Origin of the sequence: Streptomyces pathocidini (assembly GCF_001418495.1) — a bacterium.
In the GTDB taxonomy this organism is placed as follows: domain Bacteria; phylum Actinomycetota; class Actinomycetes; order Streptomycetales; family Streptomycetaceae; genus Streptomyces; species Streptomyces pathocidini.
Genome location: NZ_LIQY01000023.1, coordinates 1 through 11,692, shown reverse-complemented (window position 1 = coordinate 11,692; position 11,692 = coordinate 1). Strand labels below are relative to the sequence as shown.

Annotated in this window: 10 protein-coding genes; 2 read left to right on the top strand and 8 right to left on the bottom strand. The window is 70.5% G+C overall.

From position 1 onward, the window contains the following. Positions 1–182 precede the first annotated feature (182 nt). The gene (gene mnmA / locus AOK16_RS01485) at positions 183–1,334 is read right to left on the bottom strand and encodes a tRNA 2-thiouridine(34) synthase MnmA (RefSeq protein ID WP_055470365.1); all 1,152 of its coding nucleotides are present in this window, start codon (positions 1,332–1,334) and stop codon (positions 183–185) included. A gap of 92 nt (positions 1,335–1,426) precedes the next feature. Here mnmA and AOK16_RS01480 point away from each other — a divergent pair, with 92 nt between their 5' ends. Next, positions 1,427–2,086 (top strand): N-acetylmuramoyl-L-alanine amidase, encoded by a 660-nt coding sequence (locus AOK16_RS01480; RefSeq protein WP_055470364.1) that lies wholly within the window; start codon positions 1,427–1,429, stop codon positions 2,084–2,086. 52 nt (positions 2,087–2,138) lie between these two features. Here the strand turns inward: AOK16_RS01480 and AOK16_RS01475 are convergent, their stop codons facing one another. Then, complete coding sequence (locus tag AOK16_RS01475) at positions 2,139–3,308, bottom strand: cysteine desulfurase family protein (protein WP_055470363.1); 1,170 nt, start codon at positions 3,306–3,308, stop codon at positions 2,139–2,141. 362 nt (positions 3,309–3,670) lie between these two features. On the opposite strand from AOK16_RS01475, the gene AOK16_RS01470 reads away from it, so the two are divergent. Continuing rightward, positions 3,671–4,306, top strand: coding sequence for a trimeric intracellular cation channel family protein (locus tag AOK16_RS01470; protein ID WP_055470362.1), 636 nt, complete (start codon positions 3,671–3,673; stop codon positions 4,304–4,306). Here the strand turns inward: AOK16_RS01470 and AOK16_RS01465 are convergent. The 6 genes from AOK16_RS01465 to AOK16_RS01440 all read right to left on the bottom strand — a co-directional run. Beyond that, positions 4,303–5,382, bottom strand: a complete 1,080-nt coding sequence (locus tag AOK16_RS01465) for an ABC transporter ATP-binding protein (protein WP_055470367.1) — start codon at positions 5,380–5,382, stop codon at positions 4,303–4,305. The two genes, AOK16_RS01470 and AOK16_RS01465, sit on opposite strands and share 4 nt — an antisense overlap. 106 nt (positions 5,383–5,488) lie before the next feature. Further along, complete coding sequence (locus AOK16_RS01460; protein ID WP_055470361.1) at positions 5,489–6,592, bottom strand: ABC transporter ATP-binding protein; 1,104 nt, start codon at positions 6,590–6,592, stop codon at positions 5,489–5,491. Beyond that, positions 6,589–7,587 (bottom strand): ABC transporter permease, encoded by a 999-nt coding sequence (locus tag AOK16_RS01455; protein WP_055470360.1) that lies wholly within the window; start codon positions 7,585–7,587, stop codon positions 6,589–6,591. The genes AOK16_RS01460 and AOK16_RS01455 overlap by 4 nt, the downstream gene beginning before the upstream one ends. Before the next feature lie 140 nt (positions 7,588–7,727). Next, the gene (locus AOK16_RS01450) at positions 7,728–9,503 is read right to left on the bottom strand and encodes an ABC transporter substrate-binding protein (protein ID WP_055470359.1); all 1,776 of its coding nucleotides are present in this window, start codon (positions 9,501–9,503) and stop codon (positions 7,728–7,730) included. A gap of 64 nt (positions 9,504–9,567) precedes the next feature. Then, complete coding sequence (locus AOK16_RS01445) at positions 9,568–10,566, bottom strand: ABC transporter permease (RefSeq protein WP_055470358.1); 999 nt, start codon at positions 10,564–10,566, stop codon at positions 9,568–9,570. A gap of 373 nt (positions 10,567–10,939) precedes the next feature. Further along, on the bottom strand, positions 10,940–11,692 hold a 753-nt coding region (locus tag AOK16_RS01440), incomplete at its 5' end, for an enhanced serine sensitivity protein SseB (protein WP_240483315.1).

Genomic DNA, 11,692 nt, shown 5'->3' with positions numbered 1-11,692 from the left:
CAGGCGGTCCGCCGACGGGCCGGCGTGCAGCCGCCCACGAAACCTCAGCTCCCGGTGGCCTGTTGCGGTTCGAGCGCGGCTACGGTCCGGTGCGGAGTGGGGCCCGTGCGCCGGGTGCGGGTTCCGGTGTGCCCACCCGTTCCGCCCTGCGGAACGCCTGCCCACACCGGAACGGGGGGGGCTCAGCGGGTGGTGGCTGCCGGGGCTCGGTTTGTGGTGGCGATGGTGGCCGAGCCGACCACTCGGGTGTTGTCGTAGAGGACGATCGCCTGGCCCGGGGCCACACCCCGCACCGGGGTCGTGAAGGTGACGTGGAGTCCGTCCTCGCGGGGCTCGGCCGTGACCTCCGTTTCGCCGCCGTGCGCCCGGAGTTGGGCCGTGTACGTACCCGGTCCGGACGGCGGCTCCCCGCACCAGCGGGGCTTGATCGCGGTGAGGCCGGTGACGTTCAGCGCCTCCGACGGCCCCACCGTCACCGTGTTGTCCACCGGTGAGATGTCCAGCACGTACCGCGGCTTGCCGTCCGCCGCCGGGACGCCGAGGCGCAGCCCCTTGCGCTGCCCGACCGTGTACCCGTACGCGCCGTTGTGCGTACCGAGCTTGGCACCGGACTCGTCGACGATGTCGCCCTCGGCGGTGCCGAGGCGCCGGGCGAGGAAGCCCTGGGTGTCGCCGTCGGCGATGAAGCAGATGTCGTGGCTGTCGGGCTTCTTGGCGACGGCCAGACCGCGCGCCTCGGCTTCGGCGCGGATCTCGTCCTTGGTGGTGTGGGTGTCGCCGAGCGGGAACATCGCGTGCGCGAGCTGGCGCTCGTCCAGCACGCCGAGGACGTACGACTGGTCCTTGGCCATGTCGGAGGCGCGGTGCAGCTCGCGGGTGCCGTCCGTGCGTACGACCACGGTCGCGTAGTGGCCGGTGCAGACCGCGTCGAAGCCGAGGGCGAGGGCCTTGTCGAGCAGCGCCGCGAACTTGATCTTCTCGTTGCAGCGCAGGCAGGGGTTGGGGGTGCGGCCCGCCGCGTACTCGGCGACGAAGTCCTCGACGACGTCCTCGCGGAAGCGCTCGGCGAGGTCCCAGACGTAGAAGGGGATGCCGATCACGTCGGCGGCCCGGCGGGCGTCGCGGGAGTCCTCCAGCGTGCAGCAGCCGCGCGCGCCGGTCCGGAAGGACTGCGGGTTGGCGGAGAGGGCGAGGTGGACGCCGGTCACGTCGTGGCCCGCCTCGGCGGCGCGTGCCGCGGCGACGGCGGAGTCGACGCCGCCGGACATGGCGGCGAGGACGCGCAGGCGGGAGCCGTCGCGGGGGCCGTGGGGTGCACCGGGGAAGTCAGTCATAGCTCTACCAGGGTAAGGGGAACCGCGGAGGGGTCCGTGTGCGTTGTGAAGGCGAGGGCGAGGGGCACTGCGGGCGACGGGGGGAAAGGCGGATGGGGCAGGAGAGGCAGCGGCGGGGCATCAGCCGCCGGGCGCTGGTGATCGGTGGGGCGACGGCCGCCGCGGGCACGGCCGTGGCCGTGAACTTCGACGGGCTGTCGCGCCAGTGGTGGCGGCTCCCGGGCAACAACAAGCCGCGCACGGACGGCGTGGTCGACTTCAAGGGCGCGGAGTGGGTGGCCGCCTCGCCTTCGAACTGGCGGCGGGCCGACCGGCCCGCGGACTACGTGATCGACCGGGTGGTCATCCATGTCGTCCAGGGCAGCTACGCGACGGCGCTGGACGTCTTCAAGGACCCGTGGCACCGCGCCGCCGCGCACTACGTGGTGCGCAAGGACGGGCACATAGCGCAGACGATCCGCGAGCTGGACGTGGCCTTCCACGCGGGGAACCGGGAGTACAACGAGCGCAGCGTCGGCATCGAGCACGAGGGCTGGGTGGACCGCCCCGACCAGTTCACCGGCGCGATGTACGAGGCCTCGGCGAGACTCACGGCCGGGATCTGCGACCGGTACGGGATACCCAGGGACCGGCAGCACATCATCGGCCACACCGAGGTGCCGGGGGCGGATCACACCGACCCCGGGCGCGCGTGGGACTGGGACCGCTACATGAAGCTCGTACGGGAGGTGGGGGCGAAGGAGCGGGCGTAGTAGCGAGCTCCGGGACTGTAGCGAGCCCTGGAGCTGTAGCGAGCCCTGGAGCCTACGAGAGGCCGGCCGAGCGGGCGCGCTCGACCGCCGGGCCGATGGCCGCCGCGACCGCGTCCACGTCGGCCTCGGTGGAAGTGTGGCCGAGGGAGAACCGGAGGGTGCCGCGGGCGAGGTCCGGGGCGGTGCCGGTGGCGAGCAGGACGTGGCTGGGCTGGGCGATGCCCGCGGTGCAGGCGGATCCGGTGGAGCACTCGATGCCCTGGGCGTCCAGGAGCAGGAGCAGCGAGTCGCCCTCGCAGCCGGGGAAGGAGAAGTGCGCGTTGGCCGGCAGCCGGCCCGCCGGGTCGGGGTCCCCGCCGAGCACGGCGTCGGGCACCGCGGAGCCCACCGCCGCGATCAGCTTGTCGCGGAGGGCGCCGATCTCGCGGGCGAACCCGGGCCGGTGCTCGGCCGCGTGCGCGGCCGCGGCCGCGAAGGCGGCAATGGCGGGCACGTCGAGGGTGCCGGAGCGCACGTGCCGCTCTTGGCCGCCGCCGTGCAGCAGCGGTACGGGCGTCTCCTCGCGCTTGAGGACGAGGGCGCCGATGCCGTACGGGCCGCCGATCTTGTGGCCGGTGACGGTCATCGCGGCCAGGCCGGAGTCGGCGAAGTCGACCGGGAGCTGACCGAAGGCCTGGACGGCGTCGGCGTGCATCGGGACCTCGAACTCGCGGGCCACGGCGGCCAGTTCGCGGACCGGCATGATCGTGCCGATCTCGTTGTTGGCCCACATGACCGTCACGAGCGCGACGTCGGAGGGGTCGCGGGCGATGGCCTCGCGCAACGCGTCGGGGTGCACGCGGCCGTGGGGGTCGACGGGCAGGTACTCGACCTGGGCGCCCTCGTGTTCGGCGAGCCAGTTGACGGCGTCAAGCACGGCGTGGTGCTCGACGGGGCTGGCGAGGACGCGGACGCGGCGGGCGTCTGCGGCCCGGCGGGCCCAGTACAGGCCCTTGACCGCGAGGTTGTCGGACTCGGTGCCGCCGGCGGTGAAGACCACCTCGCTCGGGCGCGCGCCCAGGGCGGCGGCGAGGGTCTCGCGGGACTCCTCGACCGTGCGGCGGGCGCGGCGGCCGGCCGCGTGCAGGGAGGAGGCGTTGCCGGTGGTGGTGAGCTGGGCGGTCATTGCCTGCACCGCCTGCGGGAGCATGGGGGTGGTGGCGGCGTGGTCGAGGTAGGCCATGATGCGCCTGATTCTACGGGGCGGGCCCCTTGCCTCCCCCGCGCCCTCCCGGCGCGGGCCCCGGCTCCGCCGGGTTGTGGACCGTGCGTTCGCCACGCGGTGGCATGCGTTCACCGTTCCGGTGTGGGCCGCGCGTCCGCCGCGCTGTGGGCGTGCGTTCACGTTCCGGTGTGGGCATGCGTTCCGCAAGGGCGATGGGGGTCCCCCCGGACGGAGTCTGGGGGGGGACCCCCATCGCCCCCAGCGGAACGCATGCCCACAACGCGGGCCGAACCACGGGGGGCCCGTGTTGTGGGCGCGGCCTGAGATGATGCGGGCCGGTGCTCCGGCGGTTGGGGCGCGGTCGAGTCCTGGGAAAGATCATGCTGCACGTGCTGTACCTGATCGGCGTCTCCGCCTTCGCGGCGAGCGGGGTGCTCGCGGCCCACCGGGCCAACATGGACCCCTTCGGAGGGCTGGTCCTGGCCTTCGCCGCCTCCATCTCGGGCGGCACCCTGCGGGACCTCATGCTCGACCGGAACCCGCTGTACTGGACGCAGGACTGGCTGCTGCTCACGGTCATCGCCGGGGTCGGCATCGCCACGATGGTCTACCTGCGCTACTGGCAACTGCCCCAGCGCTCGCTGCTCGTGGTCGACGCGATCGGCCTGGCCGTCGTCACCGTGATCGGCGCCCGCGCGGCCATCGACTCGCATGTGACCCCGCTGGCCGTGATCATCCTGGCGGTGATCACCGGCGTCGCGGGCGAGGTGATCCGCGACGTGCTGTGCGGCGAGTTCCCGCCGCTGCTGCTGCGTGAGGACGTGTATGCGACGGCGGCGCTGGCCGGTGCGGCGGCCTATCTCGGGCTGCACTCGGTGGGCGTGCACGACAACGTCGCGGCGGTCGTGTCCGCGTGCGTGGTCTTCGCGCTGCGCGTCGCGGTGATCTGGTTCGGGATCCACCTCCCCCGGCCGCGCGACGCGGCGGCCGGAGGAGGCAAGGACAACCGGCCTTAGGCACCCGGCGCTTGGTCCGCGCTGCCCGACGGCAGTCGGATGTCAGACGCGTTCTCCGGGTGGTGGCACGCCACCTGGTGCCCGGTCCTGAGCGCCAGCAGCGGCGGCTCCTTGGTCTTGCAGACCTCGGTCGCCTTCCAGCACCGGGTGTGGAACCGGCAGCCCGCGGGCGGCGAGATCGGCGAGGGCACGTCGCCCTGGAGCAGGATCCGCTCGCGCTCCTTCTTGCGCCGCGGGTCCGGCACCGGTACGGCCGAGAGCAGCGCCTTGGTGTACGGGTGCATGGGCGTCTCGTAGAGCGACTTGCGGTCGGTCAACTCCACGATCTTGCCGAGGTACATGACGGCGATCCGGTCCGACACGTGCCGGATGACCGACAGGTCGTGCGCGATGATCACGTACGTCAGGCCCAGCTCCGCCTGGAGGTCGTCCAGCAGGTTGACCACCTGGGCCTGGATCGACACGTCCAGCGCCGAGACCGGCTCGTCCGCGACGACCAGCTTCGGCTTGAGCGCGAGCGCGCGGGCAATGCCGATGCGCTGGCGCTGGCCGCCGGAGAACTCGTGCGGATAGCGGTTGTAGTGCTCGGGATTGAGGCCGACGACCTCCAGGAGGCGCTGGACCTCCTTCTTGACCCCGCCCTCCGGCCGGACGCCCTGGAGCTTGAACGGCGCGCTGACGATGGCGCCGACCGTGTGCCGGGGGTTCAGCGAGGAGTACGGGTCCTGGAAGATCATCTGGACGTCCCGGCGCATCGGGCGCATGGCACCGGTGCCCAGGTGCGTGATGTCCCGGCCCTCGAACTCGACCTTGCCGCCCGAGGGTTCGAGCAGCCGGGTGATCAGCCGGCCCATGGTCGACTTGCCGCAGCCGGACTCGCCGACGACGCCCAGGGTCTCCCCCGAGCGCACGTCGAAGTCCAGCCCGTCGACCGCCTTGACCGCGCCGACCTGCCGCTTGAGCAGTCCCTTGGTGATCGGGAAGTGCTTGATCAGCCCGGTCACCTTGAGCAGGGACTCGCCGGGTGCGGGGTCCGCCGAGGTCTCGGCCGCGCCGGCCTGTTCGGGGATCGTCATCTGCTGGTCCTCGCTCACAGTGCCGTTCCGTTCGCTTCTCCGCACGCTCGGCGCAGAAGTGCGGCCATCGTCTTCATCCGCCGCCCGGCGGCCTGGCGCGCGTCGCTCACAGTTTCGGCGCAATCTGTTCGGTCCAGATCCGCTGCCGGTCCTCGGGCGACATGTGGCAGGCGGAGAAGTGGCCGCCCGCCACCTCGCGCAGCTCGGGCCGCTCGGTCCGGGTGATCCCGCCCTTGGGCACGTCCGCGTACGGGCAGCGGGGGTTGAAGGCGCAGCCGCTGGGGATGTTGATCAGCGACGGCGGGGCGCCCTCGACCGGGATGAGCCGGTCGGTCTGCTCCTTGTCGATGCGCGGCATCGAGCCGAGCAGCCCCCAGGTGTACGGGTGCCGGGGCTCGTAGAAGACCTTCTCCGCGCTGCCCCGCTCCACGCACCGGCCGCCGTACATCACCAGGATGTCGTCGGCCAGTTCGGCGACGACGCCCAGGTCGTGGGTGATGATGATGACCGCCGAGCCGAACTCCTTCTGCAGGTCCCGGATCAGGTCCAGGATCTGCGCCTGGACGGTGACGTCCAGGGCGGTGGTCGGCTCGTCGGCGATCAGCAGCTCGGGGTTGTTGACCAGCGCCATCGCGATCATCGCGCGCTGGCGCATGCCGCCGGAGAACTCGTGCGGATAGGAGTCCACCCGCTTGTCCGGCTGCGGGATGCCGACCCGGTCGAGCATCTCGATGGCGCGCTTGCGGGCGGTCTTCTTGTCCACGTCGTGGTGGACCCGGTACGCCTCGACGATCTGTTTGCCGATGGTGAAATAGGGGTGCAGCGCGGACAGCGGGTCCTGGAAGATCATGGCCATCTCACGGCCGCGCAGCTTGCGCACCCGGTCGGGGTCGGCGGAGAGCAACTCCTCGCCGTCCAGCCAGATCTCGCCGGAGATCCGCGCCTTCTGCCGCCCGTACTGGCCCGTGGTGTGCAGGCCCAGGATGCCGAGCGAGGTGACGGACTTGCCGGAGCCCGACTCCCCGACGATGCCGAGGGTCTTGCCCTTCTCCAGCTGGAAGCTGAGCCCGTCGACCGACTTGACCAGGCCGTCGTCGGTGGGGAAGTGCACTCGCAGGTCGCGCACTTCGAGGAACGCGGTGGGCGGGGCGGAGGTGGTGGCGACCGGCTCGCCCACGGTCGCACCGGTCCTGCTCAGGGGGTCGGTCATCCCAGCCTCACTCGGGGGTCGATCACGCCGTACAGAATGTCCACGACGAGGTTGGCGACCACCACCGCGGTGGCGGTGATCAACGTGACGCCGAGGATCACCGGCAGGTCCCGCTCGCTGATCGCCTTGAGCACGGCCTGGCCGAGCCCGGGGAGACTGAAGGTGGTCTCGGTCAGGATCGCGCCGCCCACGAGTGCGCCCAGATCAATGCCGAGCAGCGTGAGGACGGGCGTCATGGCCGAGCGCATCGCGTGCTTGCCGATGACGACGGGCTCGCGCAGGCCCTTGGCGCGGGCGGTGCGGATGTAGTCCTCGCCCATGATCTCCAGCATGGTGGCGCGGGTGATCCGGGCGTACATCGCCGCGTAGAGGAAGGCGAGGGTCAGCCAGGGCAGCAGCATGCCGCCGAGCCAGCCGGTGAAGGACTCCTCCAGGGGCACGAACTGGCCGTCGAGCCAGCCGAGTCCGAAGGAGAAGACCGCGAGCGACAGCAGGCCGGTGAAGTAGATCGGCAGCGAGACGCCGGAGAGGGCGACGATCATCGCGGTGCGGTCCCACACCGAGCCCCGCTTGAGCGCGGAGAGCACACCCGCGGCGACGCCGCCGATCAGCCAGAGCACGGCGGCGCCGAGCGCGAGCGCCAGGGTCACCGGGAGGCGGTCGGCGAGCACCGGCCAGATGGCCTGCTCGTTGCGGAAGGAGTAGCCGAAGCAGGGCGCCGGGCAGTGCGTGACGTCGCCGCCGCCGGAGTAGGTCCGGCCGACGAAGATGCCCTTGAAGAACTCCGCGAGCTGGACGTAGATCGGGTCGCCCAGCTGGAGCTTCTGCCGGATGCCCTCCAGGGCGGCGGCGTCGGACTGCTTGCCGACGTACATCGTGGCCGGGTCGACGCCCGTCCACTGGGGGATCAAGAAGAAGATGCCGAAGACCACCAGCATGATGACCACCAGCATCACGGCGACGGCGAACAGCCGCCTGATGAGGTATGCGAGCACTGCTCTGCGGCCCGGCGGCGGGCCGCGGCCAACCGGGGCCCCTCCCAGCAACAGCTGGGAGGGGGTGGTCCGTTGACCGCGGCCGCGCGGAGCGGGCCTTCACCTGCCCTTCGTGCAGTACGGCGGGTGTGCCGGTGGAGTTACTTCTTCACGCCGAGGCTGGCGAAGTCGACCTGGCCGCTGTAGGCGTCCGTGGTGTAAACGTTGGTCAGCTCGCTGGAGCGCCAGTTGACGAACTTCTCGAAGACGAAGGGCAGGTAGTACGCGCCCTCCATCACCTTGTGGTTGATCTGGGTCGCGGTCTCTTCCTTCTTCGCGTCGTCCAGCTCGGTGACGAAGTCGTCGAACAGGCCGTCGATGGCCTTGTCCTTGATCATCGCGTAGTTGTTGTTGCCGTTGGACAGGATGTACTTGCTGTCCCACAGCGGCTGGCCGTAGCCCTGGACCGACGGGAAGTCGGGTCCCCAACCCATGATGATGATGCCGTAGTTCTTCTTCTTGACGACCTCGGGGTTGCCGATGATGCCGGTCGTCTGCGAGCCGTCGTACTGGTCGATGTCGGCGATGATGCCGACCTTCTTCAGCGAGGCCTGCAGGGACTCGGCGGTGGCCACCTCGACCGGCTTGTTGTTGCGGACCGCGATGGTGGTCTTGAAGCCGTTCGGCTTGCCGCAGGCCTTCAGCTCCTCCTTGGCCTTGGCCAGGTCCGGCTTGCCGTCGTTCTGGGCCATGCCGTACGGGTCGTACTTCTGGCCCTCGGAGCCCGGCACCGACGGCGGCAGCATGTTGGTGCCGATGTCGCCGCCCGCCACCGGGCCGCCGCGGGCGGTCTGCAGCGACTTGTGGTCGGCGCCGAAGAGGACGGCCTTGCGGCAGTGGATGTTGTCGAACGGCTTCACGATCTGCGGGAAGACCGCGTAGCGGATGTAGCCGGAGACCGGGTTGTCGAGGTTGCCCTTGTGCTCCTTCAGCGCCTTGGTGCGGCCCTGCGGGGACATACCGGTCTGGTTGATGTCCAGGTCGTAGTCGCCCGCGATCAGGTGGTTGTCCATGCTGTCGGCGTTGGTGAACCAGTTCACCGTGATCACGTCCGGCAGCGCCTTGCGGACCGGGTCCGAGGACTGCTTCCACTCCTCGTTGCGGACCAGCTTCAGGGACTTGTTCGGCGCGTACGACTGGAACTTGTACGGGCCGGAGGAGAAGGGCCGCAGGCCGTACTTGGACTTGGTGTCCTTGTCCTGCCGCACCGGCGACGCCGAGGTGAGCGCGAGCATCTCCTCGAAGTCACTGTTCGCGGAGGGGAGTTTGAAGACGATGGTCTTGTCGTCCGGCGTCTCGATGGCCTTCAGACCCAGCTTCTCCGGGTCCTTGTCCTTGTACGGGCCTTGGTATTCGCCCTTCGGGTCCAGCACGTCCTTCAGGTAGACCGGACCGCCGGAGAGCACGTCCTGCGCCCACACGCGCTCGATGCCGTACTTGACGTCCTTGGAGGTGATCGGCTTGCCGTCCTCCCAGGTGATCCCGTCGCGCAGGGTGTAGGTGTACGTCTTCCCGTCCGCGGAGATCTTCGCCTTGCTGGTGGCGAGGTCCGGCACGAGCTCGGTGCCCTTGGCGCCCGGCTCGGTCGCGCTGGTCACCAGCTGGCGGCTGTAGTAGCGCATGAAGTTCCAGGCGAAGCCGTAGTAGCCGCGCGTGGTGTCCCAGGAGTCGGCGTCCTGGACACCGGCGAACTTCAGCGTGCCGCCCTTCTTGTCCGAGGCGTTGGCCACCTTGTTGTTGGCTGCGTCGAAGCCCGCGGCACTGCTCTTGTCGTCACTGCCACCGCCGCCACATGCCGCTGTGGACAGCAGCGCCGCGACCACGGCGGCTGCCGCCGCGACCTGCCTGCGGCGCCCGGAATTGCGTTGGGTAGTCACCTGTCGGTTCCTCCGTGTGAGTAGCGGCCGTTGATGGAGCAACGGGTCCTGGAAATACGGCGGTTCAGCGCGAACCCTTGGGGTCGAGCGCATCGCGTACGCCGTCGCCGAAGAGGTTGAAGGCCAGCACGGTGATGAAGATGGCCAGACCCGGGATGATCATGTACATCGGGTCCGAGTCGTAGTAGCTCACCGCGGTGGACAGCATCTGGCCCCAGGAGGCGGTGGGCGGCTTGACGCCCACACCGAGGAAGCTGAGCGCCGCCTCCGTGAGGATGTTGGTGGGGATCATCAGCGTGGCGTAGACGGTGACCGGCGCGATGAGGTTGGGGAGCAGCTCCTTGAACAGGATGTAGCGCCCCCCGGCGCCCAGGCTGCGAGCCGCCTCGACGTACTCCCGCTCGCGGAGCGAGAGCGTCTGACCGCGCACGATACGGCCGACGTACGGCCAGCCGAAGAAGCCGATCACCAGGATCATCACCAGCATCCGCACGCCCGTGCCCTCGAGACCGAGGAGCCGGTTGGGCATGACCGACACCAGGGCGATGATGAACAGCAGCTGCGGGAAGGAGAGCAGCATGTCCATCACGCGGCTGATGACGGCGTCGAGCCAGCCGCGGAAGTAGCCGGCCAGGACACCGAGGACGGTGCCGAGGACGACCGCGACCACGGCGGACAGGAAGCCGACGAGCAGCGAGATCCGGGCCCCGTAGACGATGCGGCTGAACACGTCGCGGCCGTTGACCGGCTCCACGCCCAGCAGGTGCTCGGAGCTGATGCCGCCCCAGGCCCCGGAGGGGGTGGAGAACAGCGGGTCGATCAGGCTCTCGAAGTGCTCGTTCGGGTCGTGGCCGAACATCTTCGTGATGAGCGGCGCGAACACCGCGACCACGACGAGGAGGACCACCACGACACCGCCGGCGAGCGCCAACTTGTCCCGCTTCAGGCGGTTCCAGGCGATCCGGCCCAGCGAACGGCCCTCTACGGCCTTCTTGGTGAGGTCCGCGGCAACGCCCGCATCCCCGGTCTCGACCGGAGCCGTGTCGTGCATAGGTACCGTCATCGTCCTGGGGACCCCTCTCGGCTCGGCCGGCTGTGGCCGACCCATGCCCGCCGCTGTAGCGGCTCGTTACATCACAGGTGCAAGTCGTGCGGGTGAAACGGGAGGTGCGAAGAGCATCGACGCCGCTGGACTGCGGCACAGCGGCGTGAGGCAGGTCGCACAGATGGCCGGTCGATCCGGCGAACGCGAGTCTTCATCGCGCTTGTGATCACCCGCCAGCCCTCCCCGGGAAAGGATGCGCAACTGTGATGTGGCCTGGGGGCTTCCGTTATGCGGACGGATGGGTTTGCTGAGCGGGGGCCCAAAGATCAATAGCGGAGGGCGAATTGGGGCATACCCGCACCCCTGCCGACCCTCCGCGCATGCGGTCCCGTCAGTAGGGCCGCGTCGCCGGACCCGGCTGGTGGGCCGGGGCGGTCACGGCGTTGCCGTACGCCTCGCGGTCGAAGAACGGGCGGGCGTGGGCGCGCAGCCACATCGCCACCGGGTCGTGCTCGTCCGCCATCGCCACCGTGGAGACCGGCAGCCCCTCCGGGACCGCGCTCGCCGAGCGCCCGACCATGGCGCGGGCCGCCTCCACCGCCTGCGGGCCCGTGTCATACAGGTCCAGGCCGATGGCCAGGTACGGGTCGCCGAGCGCGGGCTGGACCCAGGCTCGGCGCAGGGCGCGCACGGCGGGGGTGCGGTGCGCGTTCTGGGTCAACAGGGCGTAGAACTGGGGGACTTCGACGGTCGGCTCGGAGAGCCGCAGCGGTCCCGCGGGCTGGAGGTCCAGGCCGGTGGCGATCCGGCGCAGGTCGGCCCAGGGGACGCCGACGCCGCCGCCGGGGGCGTGCGGGTTGAGCCACAGGCCCCAGCGGTCGGGGAAGAGGGCGGCCGCGACCTCGTATCCGGCGGCCACCTCGTGGGCGCGGTGCCAGCCGCTGGCCGCGAGCTCCTGGGCGGAGGTGACGCAGGGCGCGTAGCCGTGCCCGTCGACCTCCATGTTCCCGTACTGGGCGTCCGGGGCGCCGGGGGCTCCCGACCACAGGAGCATCCACACCCGCCCCTCGGCGAGGGCGCGCAGGAGCTGCTCGTACGCCTCGTAACGGCTCGGCGCCACCTGCCGCAGCGCCTGCTCGACGGC

Coding starts and splice junctions, on each gene's coding strand:
- mnmA (WP_055470365.1), bottom strand. CDS start 1,334: ATGACTGACTTCCCCGGTGCACCCCACGGCCCCCGCGACGGCTCCCGC.
- AOK16_RS01480 (WP_055470364.1), top strand. CDS start 1,427: ATGGGGCAGGAGAGGCAGCGGCGGGGCATCAGCCGCCGGGCGCTGGTG.
- AOK16_RS01475 (WP_055470363.1), bottom strand. CDS start 3,308: ATGGCCTACCTCGACCACGCCGCCACCACCCCCATGCTCCCGCAGGCG.
- AOK16_RS01470 (WP_055470362.1), top strand. CDS start 3,671: ATGCTGCACGTGCTGTACCTGATCGGCGTCTCCGCCTTCGCGGCGAGC.
- AOK16_RS01465 (WP_055470367.1), bottom strand. CDS start 5,382: ATGACGATCCCCGAACAGGCCGGCGCGGCCGAGACCTCGGCGGACCCC.
- AOK16_RS01460 (WP_055470361.1), bottom strand. CDS start 6,592: ATGACCGACCCCCTGAGCAGGACCGGTGCGACCGTGGGCGAGCCGGTC.
- AOK16_RS01445 (WP_055470358.1), bottom strand. CDS start 10,566: ATGACGGTACCTATGCACGACACGGCTCCGGTCGAGACCGGGGATGCG.